Genomic DNA, 22802 nt, shown 5'->3' on the forward strand with positions numbered 1-22802 from the left:
TCCGTTTAAACTGTCAGCAGACGCTCTTCGAGGGTTTCCCAGGCTTTGCGTGAGATGCTAATGGATGATTGCTTACAGCTGAGTAGGAGTTCGTTGGCATACAGGTAATCGTCCAAGCGCTTCCAGTCATCTGTTGATAACGAGACATCCTCAGCTGTCAATCCTAATGCCTTGAGAAAAGTTGATTCAAGTTTATCGGCATGGTGGGGCCATTCGTCAGATGATTTTGACAGTTGATACATGTTTTCTCTTAGGATTAATAACTGGTTGGGTAACTCTTGGAATTCTGATGTATTAAAGAGTTTGTCGTCATTCAAGTAAATAGCGCTAACGCTGGCGCTAAGGCTGTTTATAGCATTAGCGCTGTCTCTGTCGCTAGCACTATCAACAGCTCTCTTGATAGCGCTAGCGATAGCGATGGTCCTGCCTATGACTCTGTCGCTGGCGATGATTCTGGCTCTTTTGATAATTCTTACGATAGCTCTGCTTGGGGTTCTTATGCTAGCTATGGTGCTAGCGGTGGCGATAGCGGTGGCAATCTTTGCGAATTTCTTATACTCAGAAGGAGGACCTTGTGTAGCTTGCTCTGCCCACTGGACTAAAGACCGTATTTTAGGCTGAGCATTAATATCTGTTTTGGTTTGTTGATATATGGTGTGTAGCAGCTCATGCCCTCGTCGTCCCATCAGTCCAACAACTAGCAAAAAGACTTCTCTCCAGCGTTGATCGCTTAGATGCTGACTGACTAATTCTGATGTTAGTTGATGATTAAAAATGTAGAGTGCTGTGAGATATTCTTGTAATGTAAGATGGGAAAATGAATAAGTGTCGGTAGCTCGCTCTACAATAATTCCTTGCTGTACTTCAATGGCTTGCAAAACTGCTGCTCCGTTTAAATGTGCTGGAGCATCAAGGGTGTCTGCTAAGAATGTGCTGATCCGGTTGGTAATATCCGACTTTGAAAAGAATAAACGGTCTTCTGTAATGCTGTTGTAGGCGATATCACTCAGAAGTTCTTTTTCTAACTCTGGATGGAAATCTTCGTAGATAGGAGATTGCTCCAACCTTTTTTGGGCAGACCACTCACTCAGTAAAATACTTAATGCCCTTCCATAGAGAGTGCTGCGCCGGTTGGGTAGTGTTTGTTCTCGTTCATAAACTAGGCACAGGAATGTTAGCAGTAGAGGTGTGTGGGCGAGTTCTTTAACTGCTTTGTTGTTAGACTGCTGTAGCAGTTTCCAGTATTTGTTGGCTGTATCAGTTTGTTGGTCTAGCTCAGAGTTAAACCAGCGTTGAGTGAATTGTTCAATTTGTTCGTCATCAAAGTCGGCAATGGTGACATCGGTAAACTGTTGGAAGCTACTACGATAGGCTGCGGTACGGCAGGAGGCAATAAAGGTATTTTTATCATGTTGGATCGCAAAGGATTCAATGTTATCAATAATCTGATTTACATTTTCAGTGGGGACTTCATCTAGTCCATCGAGTAGAATCAACAGCTTTCCTTGATCGAGGGATAGTTTTGTAAAATCCCTAGCATTAGGGAAACCGCAGATTTTGAATTCTTTAGCGATAACGGCTGCTAGGTCAATTGTTTTGCGTCTAAAGGTTTTTAGTTCTATAAAGACTGGAATCTGTTCTCTTTGAAGTTGCCCTTGTTGTCCTTTGAGAGCTTCTAAGCCGAGTTTTCTCAAAAATGTACTTTTGCCAACACCTGGGCCGCCTAGCACCATCAGATATTGTTTTTCTTTGGCAATGGTGATGCCATCATGCCGTTTTTCAGTAGTCTGAAAGTTTCGCTTACCCTGGTCTCGGTAGAGCTGTTCTAAATCGTCTGGGCTGGCAAATTGACAAATGCTATCTTCGTCGAGAAATTTAACTGCGGTGTAAATTGAGGCTAGGGGTACAGGCTCTTTCATCAGTCCAGGCATGACTTTGACCTGTCCGTGGCGATTTTCGTACTTTAGGTGATAATTCTGTGAAGCTTTTAGGACTTGCTCTATGTCCCTGACGTCTTGACGCGCTTCGTGGATCTGCCCGACTAAATGAACGCCGGCTTTCCAGAGTTGCTCGAAAAGTGGAACAGCAATACCTCCGATGGCACTTTCTATCATGTCTGACCTTATCAAGTGGGCTCAAACTATAAGATAACGGGAAGTTATCCTCACGCTGTGATCTCAACTTCCTGACTCCTCGGCACCGTCCAACCGTTACCGTTAGCGCCAGCCGTCCTGGGTAGCTAGCTGCCAGACATCGACACTGATATAACCGGCGTGTGGGCCGATGACCGGACCAGGTATGTCTGAGTCACCTTTCTGAAGCAATGCACAATCCATTTAGAACTGTGTTGAGCATCTACGTTCCGATTTTGGGTGGTCTAATCTGAGATTGGCATAGTGCTTTGACCTTACCCTGTAGTTGAATAAACAATTAAAGTCCTTATTCTATAAAGCTATCGAAGCTCCAAGAACCGATGGCTAACTTGTAATTGAGTGTGACAGTTCAAGAACCCAGTTAAAGAGACAATTTGCCGTAGTGCTGAACACTAAAATTTTCCCAAAGTGCGTTGATATATTGCGTGCTTGTTATGAATCTTTGAGGTAAGACAAGATGCTCCAGCCTGCAATGGTCGCATTGTTAACAACAGGATTACTCCTATCTGCCTCAGTAAAGGCTCAATCAGTGGAACCTGTCGTGGGTGGCGAAGTACCTCAAACCACTGCTCCTTCCAAGGATAGCGTCTCACGTCTTAATGAGAAACAATCTAAATTACTGAGACTGATGAATGACGCTCGGCGTGAACGAGGTCTCGCACCGTTGACGTTTTCGAGTTCTCTGCAAAGGGCTGCGCAGGCGCATGTTGATGATATCGTGGCGCATAATAATCGACCTACGCATACTGGCTCGGATGGTTCGTCGATGAGCGAACGTGTGCAACGAGAAAATTATTCTTATAGATACCTTGGTGAGAATGTAGCGGCAGGCTATTCCTCAGCAGAAGATACGTTTGAGCAGTGGATGAATAGTCGTGGTCACCGAGAGAATATTTTGAACCCTAACTTTTCTGAAGCGGGGGTCGGCTATTACATCAATGCTCCTGGAACGACATATGGTCATTATTGGGTTTTGGTTTTTGGACAACCAGCTCGCTAAATCTGATTGGTTGGTTTGTACGGGCACTATTGGCTATGTACTTTTGGGTAGGCCAACGACGCTATTTAAAGTCGTTGACATGGCTGTTGGGCATTCTTCGGACGATGCTTATGCTCATAGTCTGTGCGAGCTTTAATCTCCGTATGTGATCGCAACGATCTCTGTAGCTGGCGTAGCCATCGCCCAGCAGCCCAGCTTCACCACTCCCACCTCTTCCCCAGAACAACCCACCATCCAATCTAACGAAGCCCCCGCTGCCTCACCATTAACGTTTCCGTCACTGTCACCGACGACCTCAAAGTCACCGTCGGCGATCGCATCTCCGTTGGCCAGCTGATCGCCGACCGCCCATGAGATCGCACTCGCCTAGAAGCCCAGGCCCGACAACTAGACCTAACGCTGCAACGCCTGGAGCATTCCACCATCACGCCACCGCTACCACCGGCTACACTGTCGGCTTGTTCATCAAGGAAAGCGAGGGTTTCCACCAGGGAGTTGACGCCTTTAACGGGGATAAGAACGTGATTGGATGCGCCAGCGGCAGTAAGGCTGATTTGCGATCGCGCTGCTTTAACGCATTCATTCGGACCTACCTATGGAGACAATGTATCCCATGAAGCTCATCGTGACGGCTGGCAAGATTTATATGGATATGTGTTTGCAGATATGCACATGATTCGTGAAAATCTCTGCTAAATGCCTCTCTAAAGACCGCGCTTTAAATGCTGTAAACCTTCCAAATAAAGCATTTCAAGTATTTAAAAAGTATTCCTTAAAACCGATTATTTACCTCTAGAATAAAATACAAAACGTAATGCAAAAAGGCTTGACAAGTGAAAAAAAAAAAACGTTATGCTCGTAGTGCAGAACATGTCGTGTGCAATCAAACTCAAATCTACCAATATTGCAGAGGGCTTCTTGAGATGGCTATTTCTCAAAATATAATTAGCTTTTGGTGCCAACGACCAAGAAAGAGGTGTCGAGTGAGTAACGGCCAAGGCTGATTGAATGCATACGTTATTCTGGATCAGCCTTTTTTCATTGAAGGATAGAGAGGCTGTGGACAATGGGTAGTCAAAAATTAGCAGGCGGTTTTTGATGACCTCTAAAGACGGGTGAGAAAGATAATCCTGGAAATAGGTTACTTCCTCGATGGATGCAGCACCGTTACATATGAAATCGGGAAACGTTGTTACTCTTGAGTGCAAATGGATGTCGCATTATTGACCTCTTTTATCTCAAGGAACTACTGGTTACGCCAAATTCGGTGTAACCAAATATGTTTAGGATTGTTCACTGATTCGGGAGAGCAAACTCTTGCGATTAGGTCAGTGGAGTAGTGTAATCTTTTTCCTGAAACACATGTGTCATAGCCTTTGGCAAAGTATTCGCCGTAGGGATCATTGACGATAAATCCCGTTTTATCAAATCCTCGAATGACAATGATATGCCCTGACCGCGTGAAATAACCATGAACGATACAAGGTTTTCCAGCGCTAATGGCCATACGAATATCATCTAATGTTCCGTGTTCCGTGAAATCGTCGTGACAGTCTGGAAACAGTTCAACTAATTTTTTGAGATCCTGAGCACTATGGCGATCCAGACCTTTATATTCACAGGCTTGGTAAAGCTGATCTTCTAATTGGGGTTGGCTGCCATTCCCTCGGATACCCAAAGACCAGAGACACATGGCAATGCTGGTTACATTACAGCTGCCATGGGGGTTGAATTGGTTATCTATTTGAGAAAAGTAGGTGACATCTAAGTCAATATTGCCAGGCTTATCTACAATGCGTTGAAGCATAGCTCCCTCTTAATCTAAGGATGAGCAATTTCTGCCATGAATGTATGGCAGGACATAGTGATTGCTTTCTAAAAGACATTCCTTACGCGTTTTTTTGGACTTTTTCGATTTATGTCCACATTTTGATTGGCCTGTAACAGAGCTGTGACTGCCAAGAGAATGTCCAACCATCTTTGCCGAGACATTGTCTCTTGGCAAAGGCATAATTTGCTGTCAAATCTTCCCGGTCAATACACTCAAATGTCTAAACTGGCACTGCCTCCAACCTCTAATCTATCTGAACAACAACTCCTCACAAGCATTCAAGCAGGAAATCTGGCCGCATTTTGGGATCTATGGCTTATATACCAATCTTATTTGTCATCCCGTTGTCTCCATTGGACAGGGGGGAACTATAGCGATGCCGAAGATATCCTCAGCCTGGCTATGTATCGTGCCTGGGAGCAAATTCCTCGCTATGCAGCTTGTTTAGAAAACCCTAAGGCCTGGTTGACCAAGCTAACCCATAACCTTTGCGTTAATCAGCAAGTAAAACGACAGTGCCAGGCTATTCCCTTAGGGAATATAGAAAACTCTGCATCGGATATTAATGCTTTGCCTGTGGTTAGCAGTCTAGAGTCACCTGAAGGTGTCCTACTCCGACGTGAGATTTGCAACTATCTGCTCAAGCTGATTAAAGGTCTGACGCCTCAACTGCGTGCACCCCTCTTACTGCATTACTATCAAGGCCTTAGCTGTACTGCCATTGCCCAACAGCAGCAGATATCTCTGGCCACTGTTTATAAACGGTTACAAATTGCCCGAGATACTCTTCGGCCCCAGGTACAGCAATATTTAGCCGGACACAGTTGCCTGACTACAGTCCCTGTCGCCACCAATACTGATCCTGATTGGCGTTCTCTCATTCCCCAATCTATTCCATCCTCCCACGAAACAATTGACCATACCATTCTTGCCACATGTCTGATTTCCCAGTGCCCTGGATCGTACAAGTGAAACGCGCTGATGGTGTTTTACTTACTGTCAGGTTGTTGCTTCCTAAAAAACCTATCCGACAGGCTCAGAAACTAAAGACCCTCACCCAATATGTTCAGCGCCATCCATCTGGTTGGAAAAAACGCTTAGCCCTGGCCGAACTCCGCTATGAAATGGGCCATTGGGAAGAGGCCATTTTAGATTTCCGCTGGGTGCTAGCCCGACAACCCAATCTACCTCAGGGGCTATCGGTGCGCCTCAAGCTCGCCAAAATGCTGGAAATATTAGAACGACCAGCAGAGGCGATGCCTGTCTATCAGGCTGCCCTTAATCGAATTACATACGAACCAAGCCGACAATACTTGCAACAGGCCATGGAGTCTTGTCAGAAAAACGTCGATGTGGCTGCAAACGATGACAACCCCCACAGGGAGGAGATATAGCAATGCCCATGAGACGACGAGACGATATTGACGATCAGAGTCGCAATTTAAGCCCTAATCTGGATGAATCTTCTAAAGTGAATCAACAGATGGAAGAGAGGGAAGAGTTTTATGAAATTCTAAAGTATGTGATCATACCTGGCTCAATTGGTGGAGTCGGTGGTGTTTTGCTGGAATTGAGAGGAATTTATCTAGCAGATTCAGAACTCACTGAAGTCCAGGTGGAGTCAACAAAGAATCATTGGTTACCGGTCCTTTTCGATAAACCAGGAGTTTTCAGCGTCGATTTTTTGCTTTATTTGCTGGTTAGCTTGATTTTAGGAGCTATTTCAGGGTTTATTTTCACTTTTTACACCATTGGTACGCCTAGTGGTAAAAATCGCTGGCGCGTCGTTTCCAGTGCCATGCTATTCAGTCTATTCTTTCCTACCATTCCTAAATTTATCCATCAATCCTTTTCGAGTCAGGCTGAACGCACTTATCAAGAGGAACTAGTGAGACTAAGAGAAAAAAAAGAGGACATAACAGAAGAAATAAATGAATCTATCGATGACTTGGCTGCAATGGATAGTGCCATCAATGATCGCGCTATAACTAGGGAGCTTATAGAAACTTATAAACGGTTGATCCAGATCAATGATGAGAGCCCAGCAGCGAGGATGGAATCCATCCGTGATTTAGGAGATCTGGCGATCAACAATAGTACTCGCCAACCCGAAAGTGTGGAGCAGGTGCAGAAAATTTTAGAAGACATTAGTCAAGAAGATCCTGATCTAGAGATCAGGGAAGAAGCCATGCTGCAACTTGAGCGCATTGATGAGACACAACATGCATTTCCACTGCCACCTCTACCGCCTTTTTAAGTCTTAAATACACGATATATCGACTTCGTCACGAGGGCATAGCCATCAGCCTCCACTGAGGCCTATCCTAATTGACCTCTTAAGACATTGGAGAGAGATGAGCGTTGCTCTTTTTAATTGGCGTAAAGACAGCTCAAGTATATCAAAAAAATCAGGTATCTAAGCCTGATTTTGTCCTAAGGGAGGGGGGAAATGCTGGACTCAATAGCCTATTTAAGGGGCCTCATTGGAGTCTTATCAGGGGAATTAACCCCTGGAGCACCCAATCGAAGTTTACAATTAAAGGATAGTTTTCCATGACTCAACATCCGTATGATATAAATTTAGCCGAAGCCAACCACCTAAACAAGAAGAAATGGTGGAGGATATCTAATGCGGTTTCAGGTATGTTTTTAGGGCTTATTGGCCTTATGTGGTTTTATACCACAAAGCGCTATGAACCCAATACTCAACAATTAACAAACAAAGCAGAAGTTGACAAATTTTTATCAGAAAATTTTTCTGATTTGCCCAATAGAAGAATACCAACTGGGGTCTTTATTCAGTCGCTTAAATTCAATAGTTCTAGTGAGGTAAACTTTTCTGGATACATTTGGCAAACCTATGATCGCTCAGAATTTGAAGGCACTCCTACTCAGAATATCCGTGTCGGCTTTGTATTGCCTGAAACTGTGGAAAGTGGCAATAATATTGAACCAAAACTATCTTATATACGAGATAAGGGCAGCCAGGTCGTGCTTGGTTGGTATTTTGAAGCTACCCTAAAACAAAAGTTTAAATATACTAAATACCCTTTTGATCATAAAACAGTATGGATTCGTATCTGGAGTAATGACTTTGAGCAAGAAACTGTCCTTGTACCTGATCTTTCCTCCTATGCTGCTACTGGCATAGATGATGATTTTGGTTATGACGAAGATATTGTTTTAGGGCAATGGAAATTATTAGAAACATTCTTTGATTATCAAACAAAAAGCTATAACTCTAACTTTGGATTGAGTGATTCAATTATTACAGGCTCTCATCCGGAACTCTATTTTAATATTGTCATAAAACGCCGATTCTTGAATTCTTTTGTGATTTATATTTTGCCCTTAAGCCTGATTGCTTGTCTGACATTTTCAATGTTGCTAATGGTTTCTAAAAATCCAGAACGCTCATCCTTATTTGGGGTGAATCCGAGTGGGGTTATTGGCGTATGTTCCAGTCTATTTTTTGTAGTGTTACTTTCCCAGGTGCAAATCCGTGAACAGTTTGCAGGTGCAAATATTGTTTATATCGAATATTTTTACCCACTGATGTATGGGGCGTTATTAGCCGTATCGGCTAATGCTTATCTTATCTCTTTGCCTAACACTGGGAATAATTCTATTTTAAGCTGGATTGGGTCAGGGGATAATATTCATCCTAAGCTGCTGTACTGGCCTCTCCTGCTGGGGAGTGCCACATTAATTACGGCGCTTATCTTATTGCCGAGTGAGCCTGACAACTCTGTGGAGAATCAGCTTGTTGTTTACGATACGGTGTTGTCTAACGATCAACGTTTGCAGGCTACTCAGCGACAAGATAGTTAAAAGGCTTATGGGGCAGCATGTGGTCTAACACTGAGCAGGTACGATTTCCGATTTTGTAGGGTGTTCCCTAGCCACATCTGCCCCTTTTTTAGCCTTAACTACAGAATAAGTTGGCTTCAGCTTCTCGCCGTCGTCGTAATCCTGCTTCAGCACCCGTCTCTGGGTTTCGATACTTAACAAATTGTTCTTTAATCCAGGTCTTATCAGTCCAACGGTCTGGGGAGTCACAAACCCTGGTGATTGACTGGAATCCATCACCGCCATAAAAGCCAGCACCCAGGTTATAGGCAAAGCTGTAAATGGCTCCCCGTTGGTTATCGTTCATCTTGCTCCAGGTGGGGATATGTTCCATGGCGGCACGGGTAGAGTGCTCTATATGGGCAATCAAATAGTCTTCAGCTTCGGCGTGGGTGATGATATCACCTTGTTGGACTTTGCATCCATTGGGATAGGTAGTGGTGCCGTAGCCGATGGTAGGCACTTGCCAGCCATGGATGGGGTCGGCATAGGCTTTAGCTCGTCCGTCAGGGAGTTTGTCGGCGTAGCCTTCAAATTCTTTGATCAGGTCAATGCCTGTTTTGGGGATGCTTCCCGATGAAATGTTAGCCGAGATTATGGTGGTTCTGGACGTGGATTGTTGAGGTTCGAGGTTAATAACCTGGCCGTTTTCGAGGAGGTCAATGGTAGTTTTGTCGATGTACCAGGTGTTATAGCCTCGGATAGCGATTTGGTGATTGTTGGCGTCTTTGCCAAGGGTGATTTTAAGGTAATCACCTTGGAGTAGGTGGGCAGCGATTTCGATGGTTTTGCCGGTTTGAAGGAATTCTTTCTGGGTGGTGGGTAGGTCAGTGGCAGGAGTCGGGCTGAGGGTGAGCCAAGTATCGGAGTTGATTCGAATTTGGTATGACATGGTCACGAGGTTTCTATAGGTTTTGTCTTTTAAGACATTTGGTAAGTGCGATCTTGGATTTTTTTTAGTTGAGTCGATGGTCAGAATAATTGTTGCTATGTGAGAGTTAGCCTGTTCTTCTATACTTGGCTTTGTACAATTAAATTTAATTAAATTGCCAACGACAGAGAAAATCTAACTTGAGAAAATCAAAGATTAGCTGCTGGAATTGTCTTAAGTATGAGCAAGTAGGGAGGATATTTCCTACGATTCTCTAGAATACTGTTGGATATGTAGATGTGTTGGTCGTTGGTTACGAAATTAATCGAACGAATTCTAAGTCAGCGATCGACGAAGTTCACACGTGATGGCAGGTGGATCTAGGGATTATAGAATGTTGGAAGCTATAAGTACCCGATTGGGATATAAAATTAGAGACATTTTTGGTGGACGATGCTCTACTTGCTCAGTTAGAAACGCCACTCAAAAGATTGATTATGCTTAGAACAAACAGAACGCAATTAATTCAATTGGCAGCAAAATATGGGATAAATTCTGAGCAAAGAGGTTCCTTTGCAAGAGACGTAAAGGAGAAATTTGAGCGGATACATACAGATTGTTTTGATATGTGTGAAAGACTTTTAGACCCAACACCAGATTTAAATAATCATCTTGATCGATTCTTTGGTCAACATGACGAGCAAGTAATCAACATGGTGAGACAGGTTTTAAGTGAAATGGCCAACATTCTTGCATCTCATGGCTCTGTAACTATAACCCATGCTGCAAGACATAATCCGCATGAATATGCACACGTTTGGGTCGATGGAAGGCAAATTCAGCCACCTGTGATTATAATCTATACGAATAATATGTTCATTCACGAAATAGAACATGAACTCAATAATCGATATCTTACCTTAGTCCATGAGCTATCACACATATGCTCAGGAACCGAAGATTTCAAGTACGACCAGGAAGTGTTATGGGATGAGAATGCCTTAGAGCAAGGGCATAACGGCATGTGTATTCCCCCACTCCAAGATCAGAGATACACACCAGAAGAAGCGATAGCAAATGCAGACTCATATGGATGGTTCATGGCGAGGATGTATCAACCAGCAAATGTATGAAAATAACAAACTTACCAATGCACACGAACTAAGGCTACTAGGTTGAGATTTACTCAGCCTGCTTCTATACCATTGTCCTGGAACGTGAATAAGGAGAGATCAAAAATAAAATCTCTCCTTATTTCGACAATAAGAGTCTCTAATTTCAATACAGTTCGACTCAACTTGCTTTCCCAAAGCTTCTTCCCTGGTCTTACAATCATGAGCAATCCCAATGGTCTCTGTCCATCAAGCCATTCACATTACAGGCACCAATACCTACAAATTTGGCCCACCCAAAGGCCTGACCCTACCCATTAGCGATGCGCCTGCTGATACCGACTGGCAGCGCTGGGCTATGCTCCACGATGGTGTTGACTACCGTCTTTACACCTTCAAAGACAGTAGCCCTGACACCCTCTACCAATTTGGTTGGACTGGTCAAGCCTTGCAATATGGTCATAAGTCAGTTCCTCAACTGACGATCCAGGATATTCCCCAAGACGCTGACACCAGAAGTTTTTCCGTCACCTATGGTGAAGACAATTATCGCCTTTACCTGCGTCAGTTTGGTCACCCCACCCAGCTATACCAATTTGAATGGAACGTGGCTGCCATGGCTTATATGCCCTGTTCTGGCAAAAGATTTCAACTCCAAATCCCTGGATTCCCTCCTGATACCGATTGGCATCGTTGGTCCATCCTCAATAGTGGCGGCACTACCTATCATCTCTATGCAGCTAAACTCGGCAGCAACCATGAGATTTACGAAGGTAGCTGGCATAGCCCCGAAGACGACTATGGTGACAGCGATACCTACAATATTTTCACCCTAGAAGGGATGCCTCCAGATAGCAACCTGGCAAGCCTGGAGGTGCTCCACGACGGCATTGACTACCGACTGTATCTGCAGACGCTCTAGCAAGTTCATAGAGTATAAAGCTCTTTTCTGATAAATTACTTTAGGAGAAATACCATGTCTCAAGTCCAATTTATTTCGTACTGTGTCAACCTTGATCATCAATTTAAGAAATACCCAGCCTTGGATAACTATTTAGATGACATCAATGGAAGACTGACGCATTTAGATAGAGTAATCGCCCAAATTAAATCTGATCCAAAAGTAAAAGATAAGAATACAACAAAAATTTTGATGATTCCAGAGTTCTTCTGGCGAGGACAAAAGGGATACTACCCAATAGATAAAATCACTCTAAAAGTAGGAAATACTAACCAAACATACCCGGAATATCTGGTTAAAATGCTGCAATCGAGCATGTTAAATAGCCATTTAGAGAATTGGGTGGTTATCTTTGGGACTGCAGTTTATGGGTGGAAAGCCGAAAAGAATACCACCTATGTTTATAATTGTTCCTTAATTCAGGAAGGAAGCTTTGATGATCCATCAAAGGCTTATAAGTCAGCACATTTAGTTCAGAAAGAATTTAAATCAGACATAGATTTTGTGGAGTGGAAAAAGAATCCTTACGAACATCTACAGGCAATGAAATCTAGCAGTTTAGAGTCGGAGCTAAATAGTAAGGGATACGATGGTAACTCTATTTTTCAGCTTCATAGTATTCCCATTAAAGTTGGAGTTGAAATTTGCTTAGATCATCTTGCAGAACGACTCAAAAAAGCTGTAAAAAATAGTAATCATGGTATTAAAGTTCAGTTGATTCCCTCTGCTGGCATGACAATTAAAAAAAATAGCATTGTTGTCGAAGATGGTGGCTATGTCTTTAACTGTGATGGACTTAATCCTTATATATGGGATCCTGGCAAGAATGATAAGGTTGATTCTGGTTTTCCAGGATTCCACAGTCAACTAATTAAGAAAGTCAAATCTGCTTATCAAAATATTATTCCAGAGAAGACAATAAAAATCGACTTCTCAAAAGGAATTGAGGAGAAGCTGTTTGGTGGAAAGTCCGGTCAGATTTTTATATATCCAGAACAGTCTATTTAATCTGCATTCTTCACGTATCCTCAACTCAAAAAAATCAGAAATCTCTCCAAAGATTGTCTTAAAGATGAGGCGGGATACAAAGTGAAACCCCTCTGTATTCCAAGCAACAGATCCTCTTACGGTCAATGCGGTTCAGTTTAATAGTTTACACACGCTTAGTCTCACGTGTTTACAACTCTCCTTAAATTCCTGTTGATCCGTCACCTGTTGAACCGAGCCGTATTGATCTTTTCTTCTTTTTTATCGCTTCAGCCCATTCGCAACAGATTTTCCTATGGTGCTGCCCACTGCTCAAGTTTCCTCGACCACACCTCTTACTAACACCTTGAATCTACCCGGTCTCGCTTCCCTCTGGAGCCAAACCCTCGGCGACCCCAGTATTTGTATTGCCGTTCTTGATGGCCCTGTAGACCAGACCCATCCATGCTTTGAGGGCGCGAACCTTACCCGACTTCCCACCCTGGTCACCGAATCAGCCAGCAGTGGTGCCATGTCCGGTCACGGCACCCACATTACCAGTATTCTTTTTGGACAGCACAACAGTCCTATTCAAGGCATTGCCCCCAACTGCCGGGGCCTAATACTACCCATATTCTCTGATAACCGCCAGCGTCGGCTCTCTCAAATGGACCTTGCTAGGGCTATTAACCAGGCCGTTGAGCACGGAGCCCACATCATCAACATCAGCGGTGGCGAACTTGCTAACTCCGGAGAAGCAGACCCTATTTTGGCAAATGCCATTCGCAACTGTAACGACAACGGTGTTCTTATTGTCGCTGCCGCTGGCAACAACGGTTGTGACTGTTTGCATGTACCTGCTGCGTTGCCAGCAGTGCTTGCTGTCGGTGCCATGGATCCCCAAGGATTCCCTCTTGATTCTAGTAACTGGGGAAAAGCCTATCAAACCCAAGGCATTCTGGCCCCTGGCCAAGACATCGTTGGTGCCATGCCAGGGGCCAGGGTTGCATCCCTGAGCGGCACCAGTTTTGCTGCCCCCATCGTAGCGGGCATTGTGGCCCTCCTCCTTAGCCTGCAAAGGCAACAAGGTGAGGACGGCAATGCCCATGCTGTGAGGGCTGCCCTGCTCAAGAGTGCACGGCCATGTCACCCCGAGACGGGCGCAGATTGTCGTCGCTATCTAGCAGGAATTCTCAATGTTCCAGGCGCTTATGCCTTAATTTCTAACGGAGTAGAAACTATGTCAGATACCCCAGCCCAAGCTTTAGACCAAACCAATGGAGAATCTATTCTGCCCAGTGTTGTTCCTTCCAATGATAGTGCGCCTGCGGATACGGCTTCACCACCTAGTATTCAACCATCAGCCTCAGTAGAGTCCAATGCTCAACCGGTGCCTTCTGTGGCCACTATGCCTGCAGAATCGTCCCCTAGTGTTGCTATTCCCCTGACTGGGATGGCTCCCAATGCCCTGCCAGCCCAGGTAATGCCATCGGGGTGTGACTGTCCTACCAGTGTTTCTTCTTCCTCCGTTCTGCCCAGTAATACTGTGTTGTCTAAGGTTTATGCCCTTGGAGAGCTTGGCTATGACTTTGGTACAGAGGCCCGTCGAGATACCTTTAAGCAGTTAATGCCAAGTTTTAGAGCTGAAGACAGCGAGACTGAGGTACCGCCCAACCCCTATGATGCTAGACAGATGGTCTCCTACCTATCGACTGAGGGTAACTTGTCCGAAGCACGATCTCTGATTTGGACCCTCAATTTGGAGCTGACTCCTATCTATGCCATCGAGCCCATCGGTGAATTTGCCCGAGATATCTATGAACTTCTCATTGGTTTCTTGGCGGGTCAGGTGCTTGATGGTGATTCTAGTGGATTTATTCAGCGAATTTCGATCCCTGGCAACCTGAGTGGTCGTTCTGTACGGCTCTTTTCTGGGCAGGTAGTGCCTGTGATTGAGATGAAGAACGTTCGAGGCATGTACGGTTGGCGCATTAACCAACTGATTCAAGCTGCCATTGATCAAGCATTGGGTACGGCAGATGAAGATGATGAGGTAGACGAAGAGAAACTAAGAGAATCTTTGAAATTCTTCCTTAACCGGATTTACTATGATTTCCGTAACTTGGGTGACACATCCCAAGATCGTGCGCTCAATTTTGCTGCTACGAACGCATTTCAAGCGACTCAGATATTTGTAGATGCCCTTAAAGCTGAAGAGGGGGGCGGCTCTTATCAACTTTCTAACATTTCTGTTGAGCGCAGTCCCTTTTGCCGTATGGATTCTGACTGTTGGGATGTGAAGATGGTGTTCTTTAACCCGATCAATGACCGGGCAGCTAGAAAAGTCTTCCGGTTCACCATAGACGTTAGTGATGTTATTCCTGTCACCATGGGTGAAGTCAGAACATGGAAAGAAGCGTCATAAAATCTTAGCGTTTGACCTTAATACAGTACTTTTGCAAACTCATTCAATTCAGGAGGCATGGCAATGGTAGTTCCCATCCAGGCCGGACATGTACCCCGAAATTGATCAGGGTATAGGTTCGGTTACGTAACAAATCCACAATTAATGGAGACAATCATGAATACACAATCTAAATTCAACAAGCTTCCCAAGCAGGCTTCTCCTGTGATTCGTCATACCGTTTCTACGGCTGCTACTTCTGGTGGTGGTGTTGAAGCAAATGGGTTTTTCGATATCCTGAAAGGCGCAGCTGGTGGTGCTTTGAATGCTCTTGGCTAATTCTTTATCTGACTATAGTGTCAATACTTACTTTTTTGGCAGCTCTTTTTAGCAAACCATGGCCTGCAAGGTTTCTGGAAATAGCTAATCTTAAGACCGAGTTTTGGCTCTGTTATTAGGTAACTCGGTTGCCAGTAGTTATCTGCTGGCAACCCCACAAAAACTGTTAAACATCATCGTTAGATACCAAAGAACCGCAATGCAAATTCCTTCTCCTCCTCAAGTACAGCCTGTGCAAAGGCTTTCTTTTACTAAGCCGGGTAGGGTCATTAAGGCATATACATGTGTTAATCTCAAGCCTGAATACCCAGGTGAACCACCAACATCAAAGACTACAGGTGAATTTGCTGGATATGTCAAAGTGCAAATTCAGCTGCTCCATGGTGCTAATTATAACGATCCGGGCTGTTACGGCGGTGCCATCGGCAATCAGGGGTGTCATCTTTTCTCTAACCGCCAGATGGGCTCTAGTCCTACTGCAATGGCTTCATGCCTGGCCGCCGGAGGTCTCTTTTAAATAGAGATTTTAACCTGCCTATTGCATCCTAGCTATTTCATCGCGTTTTATACTAGATAAGAGAAATTAGTACCATGGCCACGCCTAACAATACGCCGAGTAAAAACAATCAAGGAGATAATGGCTCAGAGAAACTGGCAGTCCCTATGCAACAAGATACGCTCTCTACCGAAACGCCAGAAAATGTGAAACAAGCCATTGAGCAAGCGAGTGCTATTCCTCAGGGGCTACTTGAAAACCCAACTCAAGGGTCCAGCTCAGATCTGAATATTAAAGATCATGTGGAAGCGTCTAAAGATGCGGTTAGTGAGATCCAAAAGGAAATGCCAAGTGTTGAATTGAAGGGATCTTTTATTGATAACCTGAAAGAGCAGTCGACTAGTAGTTCATCTTCTTTAATGGCTACTGGAATTCAAGCTCAGTGGCAATCTAACAGGGAAGTCAAACAATGTTTTGATGAGGCTGCGTTCTCGGATTTAAGGGGATGTATTTGGCATTAAGTTGGCGTTTCTCGCTCTGGAATTGAAATGACCTGTTAAATTGCACGATGGTTTCCCTAGCATTGGTGGCCATGGTTATAAAAATCTAGAGTATTGCCTCTCCGACGGAGCTGTAGAACCGTGGGTGAGGCTTTTGCTTTTTGGGTGGATACTCAAAAACGTCTGTATCGATACAGGCAGCGTTAACTATGTGGGCGTAACGGAGACTGGAGGCATACGCGATCAAGCCTTTCATTTAAAGCCAGGAGTACTAGTCATAGCTTTTCGACTTTCCAGGCGGTTTCAGTTCCATGGTTGCCTGCTTTGCTAAATCGGAATTCGTGGAATTCAAATGTGTCCTCTGAGGGGAGTGCCTCTAGGTCTAAAACATTGGCCAGCTGACTACTGCTGAGCCACCAGTTTTGGTCCGCTAGTTCTTGTAAGCCCCGTAGTTTACTGAGTAATTTCTCGAAGTCGAAGGCAGTGTTTTGAGCCGTCATCGCCAGTTCTGATGATTGAACCTGGCTCATGTCCACTGGACTGTCGGCTCGACGTTTGGGCAGCTTGGAGCTGCAGGCAGAGATGGACACCTATGGTCAGCTGAAGCAGCGTCGGATGAGCGGAGGTCAATAATTGTGATTCAGTTTGCGAGTAAAACCGCAACAGGTCTTAAATTCAGTAACTCAGGCGGCTAGGAGCGAGTTAACCTATGGGTAGAGCATCCCCAATGATGATGAAACTGCCAGAGCTAAAACGACATACCCGCCAAGTATGGGAAGCCCTCAACACCTGGAAAGGGGGTGTTGTTTTGCAGCCTGGAAACTTCGATAGTGAGCAGTCTAAGCCGACGCGAAAATGGTTGCCTTGGTAGGTAAGTAATGGTTGCGATCGCAACGCATAAATACTGTTGGAATACAATGTAGTCTGCTGCTAAAATCAGTAAATTAGTACTAACTTAGCCCTGGCCAGCGCTGGGGCTTTTTGCTGGGCGGCTGCGCCCTAATGCGCATTGCTTGTAGCATGAGGCGTTGAGCCAGGTTGAACGCTCGTTACAAAGTTGTATGTGCATCGTCTGTAGACCTGCGCGTTGCCAATGGAATTACCACCACCACCATCGCCGCTCAAGGTTACCCGTCAAAGCAACGCGTCAAGTCAAGCTTACAGCCTCCGTTATCCAGCCGCTGCAGTATGGCAATTTCAATCGCAGCCGTATTGACGACTTCTTGCTGCCCAGCATGCTCTAGAGCGCTGTCTGTAATTCTTCCCTGATAGGGCGACTTCATCCGATTCTGTCTAAGGCTACACTCCGATTTAGAGCATTTGCAGTTCATCAGCGGCAGCGGTGGAAAGCGTGGGACCAGATGGGACGCTCAAGATATCTGATATTTTTGTTAAAATTTATTACCTTAGGATAGGAGGAAGGCTCTACCAAGCAAAGTAGCTAAAGTTTAGAACTAGCCTTGTGGGCTGAAATGGGTTCAGCACTACCTAAAACTCTGTTATCTCTTTACAAAAGACACACTATGAAACTTTTTTCTCCTCCCTTTTTCATCAGACTGATGAGTCTGCTTGCTGCCCTGATGGTGGTTCCTGCCATAGCTAGCTGCCAAAGCCCATCGGAGCCAACGGCAGAAGTCACACCTGATGCTGAAGAACAGATTGCGGCTGAGCCAGAGGTGGCTGCTGAGTCTTCTGGCGATACGATTGTTGATGTTGCGATTGCAAACGGTTCTTTTGACACACTGGTCGCAGCTGTGCAAGCTGCAGACCTAGTCGAGACTCTTAGCGGTGAAGGGCCATTTACCGTATTTGCCCCTACCGATGAAGCATTTGCGGCGCTTCCTGAGGGCACTTTAGATACATTGCTGCTGCCTGAAAACCAGGCAACCCTCGCTCAAATTTTGACCTATCACGTTCTTTCCGGAGAGGTACCTTCTGGTGAGGTCACTACTGGAGCAGTTGCAACCGTTGCCGATGAGGAACTGGAAATTGTTGCTGACGAAAGCGGCGTTACCGTAGGTGGGGCCACTGTTGTCACTCCTGACGTGGAAGCGAGTAACGGTATCATTCATGTGATTGATACGGTACTGTTGCCGCCATCGTTGGATCTTTCTGCTTTGGAATAGAATCGCTCTCTTCTGTCTGAGCGTTATGGCTGGGCGGGAGAGTCGCCCTTGTAGGACTTTAAGTTAGTCAATGCATTTTCCTTAGGTTCTAATCGTATACCAGTGCAAGCCTCTGCCAATCGGCAGAGGCTTGGCGTGTGTGGGGAGTCTGAGTAGAAAAGGGTGCCCTGAGAATGAAGCATTTCACAGATTAACGGAGTCTGCACCGGGCACCCAAGCTTGGGTACCGCAACAGCTCAGCAATCTGTTAGCGGATTGACTTCGTACGAGCATCTAGCGCATCTAGGCGTGCTTCCTGGATGTTATCTACTGTTTTAGTACGAGCATCCAAGGCGTCTAGCCGAGCGGCTTGAATATCCTCAATGGCTTTAGTCTGGTTATTGAGGTGCTCCAGACGTAGCTTGTGAACGCCGTTCTTGGTGCGAGCATCCAGAGCATCCAGGCGAGTCTCTTGGATGTTTTCAACGGCTTTGCTACGAGCGTCTAGGGCGTCTAAGCGGGCTTCCTGAATGTTATCGATAGCTTTAGTGCGGGCGTCTAGGGCGTCTAGTCGAGTGGCTTGGATATCTTCGATGGCCTTGGTTTGATTGTTGAGGTGCTCAAGGCGTAGTTTATGGACTGAATTTTTAGTACGGGCGTCTAGCGCTTCGAGGCGAGCGGATTGAATATTGAAGCTAGCGGGCTCAGCAGCGGATGCGACGGGTGCAATGGCAGCGGATGCAACGAGAACGGTTAAGGCGGAAAGAAGTGTACGTTTCATGGTTAAAGCTCCTTTGTGTATCAGTGAAGTGTTTGATTCGCTTCATTGATTACAAGAATGCCGGGGCTACCTGAACGCTATGTGACGGGTAACTGAAAGTTGCTTAAGGGGTTTCTGAGATTGGCTGAGGAATGTTGGTGATGGGGGTCACAAGGGGTGGTTGTGGGGTTGCGTTGGCGGAGCCGCTACAGCGGAGTCTTGCCCCTGTCCAGCGTCGATTCCATATAAGAAACCCCCATGGACACTCAGGCTCATGGATGTTTCGGTTGATCTGGTTTATACAATCATCAAGTTTCCTTGGAACGTCAGTCTGGTAGACGCCAATTTAGAGGGCGTAACCCTGGATAACGCCAATCTCCAGGAGGCTAATTTGAGTAGTGCGGACCCCGCTTGCGTGTAACCGTAGTTACCTATCCTACGGATTATCGCTTTTGCATAACGATATTGAACATCCAATCCCTGATTAAGGGATTTACTAACTCAGGGCGATCATCATGGGGGCAATGGCCTGCTTCTAAAAAATGTTCTTCAATGTCGCTGTAATATTTTCTAAATAACTCACTGCGCTGCTCACAGTTCATCCAAGGATCCTTTGTGCCCCACAACAACAACAAAGGCCGCTCTAATTTCGACAACAATACATCCACTCGCTCACCCCTCGGAGCTTTAAATAACGCTGCAAACGCTGCCGGTGCATCCCGTTCTGTTGCTGGACGATAAATATTCTCAATCAGTTCTTCAGTCACCGCATCCTGGTTCACATACACCTGCTTGAGCGTCTTGCGAATGTAGGACTTGTTGCGAACAAATTGAAAAACAAACCAGCTGGGAATCGGACTGAGAATAATATTTTTGATTAGCTCACCAATCGCCTGCTTAAATGGGCTGGGTTCCTGTGTTGGCATCTGCTCCTTAAACGAACCCACGCCATTGAGTAATACGGCACCTTTTACCCACTGGGGCCGAGTCGCTGCCGTAAATAAGCAGCTATAACCACCGATGGAGTTACCTGCAATCACTGCCGGGCGACCGATAATTTGCTCGATAAAGTCGCTGAGCTGATCGCGCCATAGGTCTGAACTATAGCCGCTTGATGGTTTAGACGAGTGTCCAAAGCCAATCAGGTCGATGGCCCACACCTCAAAGTCCTGCTGTAGCTCGGCAATGTTTTTGGTCCAGTGGTCGGTAGATGCACCAAACCCGTGTACCAGCAGCAGCGGTGGTCGATCGGTGCGCGGTTCCCCTGCGCGGACGTAGTAGACGGTAAAGTCGCGCCAGGTCCAGGTATTGCCGATAGCGGGTGCAGCTGCGATGGTCATAGGTAGATATAGAAGGTGAAATGTTTTCCCTGGGGTAGATCAGGCACAAGGCACTGCCTCTACAGGAAAGGTGTTTGTTAAGTAATATTTCGTTACTTGTTTAAGTCTATCGTGGGTTACACATCCTTGCTGCGGCAGGCCGCTAGGCTGGGTATGACCTTGTTCATGTCCAGAACTGAGGGTTTTCTACAGAATGCCTGTAGATCTCAATTTGGATGTGGTGTATGTGTGCTGTGATGCCCCCTGCCTATGGCTTTTTCGAGATCCTCCCGTCGTCGTACGTTTCAGCTGTGGTTTGAGCGAGGGATGGTTGCGATCGCAACTGCCAACCTCCTGCTCGTTTTCTTTGACCTCAGCTACATCCGCTTCCGCGACGTCTATTTCAAAACTTTGCCTGGCCCCACCAACTGGTATGGCGAAACCTTCAAAGGGATTGAAGAACATCGAGTCACCGCAGCCTATCTCAGGAAAGTCGATACCCTACAAGAAACCCTAGAAAATGAAGGGCTAGATTCACCAACCGCCAATCGTCAGTTAGCGAATCTACGCCGGAGCAGTGTGGATCTGATTGATGAAAATCCGTTTGCCGTGGCGAATAAGTCTGGAACATTGGAACGGATTAAAAAGGAAATGCGCGATCGCACCGGGCAGGAGAACTCCTCTAAAGAAGCATTCCGCACCTTTTGGAGCCAGTCCTATCTAGAGCGAGGCTGGTCCAAAGAATTAGAGTTTTTCGATGACCACATCCGACCCCGGATTGAAACCAACTATTGGCGAGGCATTGGCTTTAACGGATTACCCATCGATCGCTTTTGGATCATTGATCTCCCCTTTGCAGCCCTGTTTGGCTTCGAATTTTTACTGCGTACGTACTTCTTAAGCCGTCGTCATGAAAACACCACCTGGATGGATGCCATGCTGTGGCGTATTTATGATGTACCCTTGTTTCTCCCGTTCTGGCGCTGGCTACGGGTAGTACCTGTGGTGGTGCGGTCTAACCAGGCCGAACTATCCCATCTCGATCCCATTCAAGGACGCATCAATCGCATCTTAATTAGCCAGTTTGCCGTTGAACTGACTGAGGTGGTTTTCCTGCGCATGATTGACCAAACGCAAAACATGGTCAAAGCAGGGCAAATTAGCCGTTGGTTTTTTGAACTCACCGGCGGTAAGGAAAACTACATTGACCTCAACGATGTGGACGAGGTGCAAACGATTGCCCAGCGGCTTACAGACATCGTGGTGCATAAGGTTTTACCGGAAATTAAGCCAGAAGTTGATGCTGTCTTAAGCCATACGGTGACGGGGGCAATCTCCCAAGCTCCTGCCTATCAAGGCCTAAAGCTTTTGCCGGGGTTTACCAATGTTTCTGAGCAGATCACCCAGCAAATCTCAGCGGAGGTCTCTAAAAACCTATACAGCAGCCTCAAGCAAGCGTTGGCAGATGATAGAGGTTCTGACCTCATGGGCAAGTTGGTTGAGAGCTTTGGTCAGCATTTACGAGACGAAATTCAGCAGGGCAATACTCTCCAAGAGTTGCAAGAATTGATCGATGCTTTTCTGGAAGAATTGAAGGTCAACTATGTGGAGCGCATTGCCGTTGATGATGTTGAAACGCGTCGGGCCAATACCTATCGTCTCTATGGGACAACGCAAAAAGCACGCCCTACCCCGGCAAAATTAGTTAAATAGTAATCAGGATTATCATTAGATCAAATGCACTATATATTAGGAGCATAATTCAGGGGCAAATTCTGTGAAGTAAGGGAGCCCTTCCCAGGAGGAGCTACCGTGTATACATAAGTCGGAGAGCTATCTCTAGATTTCGAGCCCTCATCCCCCAACCCCTTACTCCCTGAGGGAGAAGGGGGGCCTGGCCTCAAAGTCCTTCTCCCCCAGGGAGAAGGATTTAGGATGAGGGCCAATTCAAGGCCAGGCCTATCTTTTGGGACATTATTTTCTAGATGTGTATACACCGTAGCCCAGGAGGGGAGAGATGTCGGCGGCTATCACAGGGCTGACGCCAGCCTACCTAAACTTGCGATTTCTAGTATTTGTCTTAACCTAGGACTACTTTCTTTTTCGTACCCAATCCACTTCCTTGACCGAACCCGT

24 protein-coding genes are annotated in these 22802 nt (G+C 45.7%); 16 read left to right on the forward strand and 8 right to left on the reverse strand.

Going from position 1 to position 22802, the window contains the following annotated elements; translation table 11 throughout:
* Window positions 1-5 precede the first annotated feature (5 nt).
* Window positions 6-2114, reverse strand: coding sequence for an NACHT domain-containing protein (locus SPB21_RS25045; protein WP_499867959.1), 2109 nt, complete (start codon window positions 2112-2114; stop codon window positions 6-8).
* A 496-nt stretch (window positions 2115-2610) separates the two neighbouring features.
* Between SPB21_RS25045 and SPB21_RS25050 the strand changes: the two genes are divergently transcribed.
* On the forward strand, window positions 2611-3153 hold the full coding sequence (locus SPB21_RS25050; RefSeq protein WP_499057154.1) for a CAP domain-containing protein: 543 nt from the start codon (window positions 2611-2613) through the stop codon (window positions 3151-3153).
* Window positions 3154-3392: 239 nt separating this feature from the next.
* Here the strand turns inward: SPB21_RS25050 and SPB21_RS25055 are convergent, their stop codons facing one another.
* Both SPB21_RS25055 and SPB21_RS25060 read right to left on the reverse strand, forming a co-directional pair.
* Window positions 3393-3641, reverse strand: a complete 249-nt coding sequence (locus SPB21_RS25055) for a hypothetical protein (RefSeq protein ID WP_499867960.1) — start codon at window positions 3639-3641, stop codon at window positions 3393-3395.
* Window positions 3642-4399: 758 nt separating this feature from the next.
* Window positions 4400-4960: a C39 family peptidase gene (locus SPB21_RS25060; RefSeq protein WP_163661299.1), complete on the reverse strand. Its 561-nt coding sequence runs from the start codon at window positions 4958-4960 to the stop codon at window positions 4400-4402.
* A 240-nt stretch (window positions 4961-5200) separates the two neighbouring features.
* Between SPB21_RS25060 and SPB21_RS25065 the strand changes: the two genes are divergently transcribed.
* The 4 genes from SPB21_RS25065 to SPB21_RS25080 all read left to right on the forward strand — a co-directional run bounded on the left by SPB21_RS25065 (window position 5201) and on the right by SPB21_RS25080 (window position 8815).
* A complete protein-coding gene (locus SPB21_RS25065) occupies window positions 5201-5956 on the forward strand; it encodes an RNA polymerase sigma factor (RefSeq protein ID WP_163702548.1) in 756 nt (251 codons plus the stop codon).
* Window positions 5953-6378 carry a tetratricopeptide repeat protein gene (locus SPB21_RS25070; protein ID WP_163661294.1) on the forward strand — a complete coding sequence of 142 codons (426 nt, stop codon included), beginning with the start codon at window positions 5953-5955 and terminating at the stop codon, window positions 6376-6378. The genes SPB21_RS25065 and SPB21_RS25070 overlap by 4 nt, the downstream gene beginning before the upstream one ends.
* Before the next feature lie 77 nt (window positions 6379-6455).
* Window positions 6456-7241, forward strand: coding sequence for a hypothetical protein (locus SPB21_RS25075; protein ID WP_163661292.1), 786 nt, complete (start codon window positions 6456-6458; stop codon window positions 7239-7241).
* A gap of 296 nt (window positions 7242-7537) precedes the next feature.
* Window positions 7538-8815 carry a ligand-gated ion channel gene (locus tag SPB21_RS25080; RefSeq protein ID WP_499867961.1) on the forward strand — a complete coding sequence of 426 codons (1278 nt, stop codon included), beginning with the start codon at window positions 7538-7540 and terminating at the stop codon, window positions 8813-8815.
* Window positions 8816-8909: 94 nt separating this feature from the next.
* Here the strand turns inward: SPB21_RS25080 and SPB21_RS25085 are convergent, their stop codons facing one another.
* Window positions 8910-9725: a lysozyme gene (locus SPB21_RS25085; RefSeq protein WP_499867962.1), complete on the reverse strand. Its 816-nt coding sequence runs from the start codon at window positions 9723-9725 to the stop codon at window positions 8910-8912.
* Window positions 9726-10150: 425 nt separating this feature from the next.
* On the opposite strand from SPB21_RS25085, the gene SPB21_RS25090 reads away from it, so the two are divergent.
* The 7 genes from SPB21_RS25090 (at window position 10151) to SPB21_RS25120 (ending at window position 16503) form a co-directional block, all read left to right on the forward strand.
* Complete coding sequence (locus tag SPB21_RS25090) at window positions 10151-10837, forward strand: M35 family metallo-endopeptidase (RefSeq protein ID WP_499057145.1); 687 nt, start codon at window positions 10151-10153, stop codon at window positions 10835-10837.
* Between the two features lie 214 nt (window positions 10838-11051).
* Entirely contained in the window at window positions 11052-11738 is a 687-nt protein-coding gene (locus SPB21_RS25095; protein ID WP_499867963.1) for a hypothetical protein, read from the forward strand.
* Between the two features lie 54 nt (window positions 11739-11792).
* Window positions 11793-12785, forward strand: coding sequence for a hypothetical protein (locus SPB21_RS25100; RefSeq protein WP_499867964.1), 993 nt, complete (start codon window positions 11793-11795; stop codon window positions 12783-12785).
* Between the two features lie 274 nt (window positions 12786-13059).
* Complete coding sequence (locus SPB21_RS25105) at window positions 13060-15168, forward strand: PatA/PatG family cyanobactin maturation protease (RefSeq protein WP_499867965.1); 2109 nt, start codon at window positions 13060-13062, stop codon at window positions 15166-15168.
* Between the two features lie 156 nt (window positions 15169-15324).
* Window positions 15325-15486 carry a hypothetical protein gene (locus SPB21_RS25110; protein WP_163661281.1) on the forward strand — a complete coding sequence of 54 codons (162 nt, stop codon included), beginning with the start codon at window positions 15325-15327 and terminating at the stop codon, window positions 15484-15486.
* A 199-nt stretch (window positions 15487-15685) separates the two neighbouring features.
* Window positions 15686-16003: a hypothetical protein gene (locus SPB21_RS25115; protein WP_163661279.1), complete on the forward strand. Its 318-nt coding sequence runs from the start codon at window positions 15686-15688 to the stop codon at window positions 16001-16003.
* 146 nt (window positions 16004-16149) lie between these two features.
* Entirely contained in the window at window positions 16150-16503 is a 354-nt protein-coding gene (locus SPB21_RS25120) for a hypothetical protein (protein ID WP_499867966.1), read from the forward strand.
* Window positions 16504-16757: 254 nt separating this feature from the next.
* Here the strand turns inward: SPB21_RS25120 and SPB21_RS25125 are convergent, their stop codons facing one another.
* The gene (locus SPB21_RS25125) at window positions 16758-17012 is read right to left on the reverse strand and encodes a hypothetical protein (protein ID WP_499057137.1); all 255 of its coding nucleotides are present in this window, start codon (window positions 17010-17012) and stop codon (window positions 16758-16760) included.
* Between the two features lie 179 nt (window positions 17013-17191).
* Here SPB21_RS25125 and SPB21_RS25130 point away from each other — a divergent pair, with 179 nt between their 5' ends.
* Window positions 17192-17353, forward strand: a complete 162-nt coding sequence (locus tag SPB21_RS25130; RefSeq protein WP_499057135.1) for a hypothetical protein — start codon at window positions 17192-17194, stop codon at window positions 17351-17353.
* Window positions 17354-17609: 256 nt separating this feature from the next.
* Here SPB21_RS25130 and SPB21_RS25135 read toward each other — a convergent pair whose 3' ends face one another.
* Window positions 17610-17765: a hypothetical protein gene (locus SPB21_RS25135; RefSeq protein ID WP_163661273.1), complete on the reverse strand. Its 156-nt coding sequence runs from the start codon at window positions 17763-17765 to the stop codon at window positions 17610-17612.
* 240 nt (window positions 17766-18005) lie between these two features.
* On the opposite strand from SPB21_RS25135, the gene SPB21_RS25140 reads away from it, so the two are divergent.
* Window positions 18006-18608, forward strand: a complete 603-nt coding sequence (locus SPB21_RS25140; protein ID WP_499867967.1) for a fasciclin domain-containing protein — start codon at window positions 18006-18008, stop codon at window positions 18606-18608.
* 247 nt (window positions 18609-18855) lie between these two features.
* On the opposite strand, the gene SPB21_RS25145 is transcribed toward SPB21_RS25140, so the two are convergent.
* Window positions 18856-19368 carry a hypothetical protein gene (locus SPB21_RS25145; protein ID WP_499867968.1) on the reverse strand — a complete coding sequence of 171 codons (513 nt, stop codon included), beginning with the start codon at window positions 19366-19368 and terminating at the stop codon, window positions 18856-18858.
* A 253-nt stretch (window positions 19369-19621) separates the two neighbouring features.
* Here SPB21_RS25145 and SPB21_RS25150 point away from each other — a divergent pair, with 253 nt between their 5' ends.
* Window positions 19622-19768 carry a pentapeptide repeat-containing protein gene (locus SPB21_RS25150; RefSeq protein WP_499867969.1) on the forward strand — a complete coding sequence of 49 codons (147 nt, stop codon included), beginning with the start codon at window positions 19622-19624 and terminating at the stop codon, window positions 19766-19768.
* 22 nt (window positions 19769-19790) lie between these two features.
* Here SPB21_RS25150 and SPB21_RS25155 read toward each other — a convergent pair whose 3' ends face one another.
* Window positions 19791-20687 (reverse strand): alpha/beta fold hydrolase, encoded by an 897-nt coding sequence (locus SPB21_RS25155; protein WP_163702540.1) that lies wholly within the window; start codon window positions 20685-20687, stop codon window positions 19791-19793.
* Window positions 20688-20936: 249 nt separating this feature from the next.
* Here SPB21_RS25155 and SPB21_RS25160 point away from each other — a divergent pair, with 249 nt between their 5' ends.
* A complete protein-coding gene (locus SPB21_RS25160) occupies window positions 20937-22379 on the forward strand; it encodes a hypothetical protein (RefSeq protein WP_499867970.1) in 1443 nt (480 codons plus the stop codon).
* The last annotated feature ends 423 nt before the right edge of the window (window positions 22380-22802 follow it).

Source organism: Leptothoe sp. ISB3NOV94-8A (genome assembly GCF_043421595.1).
In the GTDB taxonomy this organism is placed as follows: domain Bacteria; phylum Cyanobacteriota; class Cyanobacteriia; order Phormidesmidales; family Phormidesmidaceae; genus Leptothoe; species Leptothoe turfae.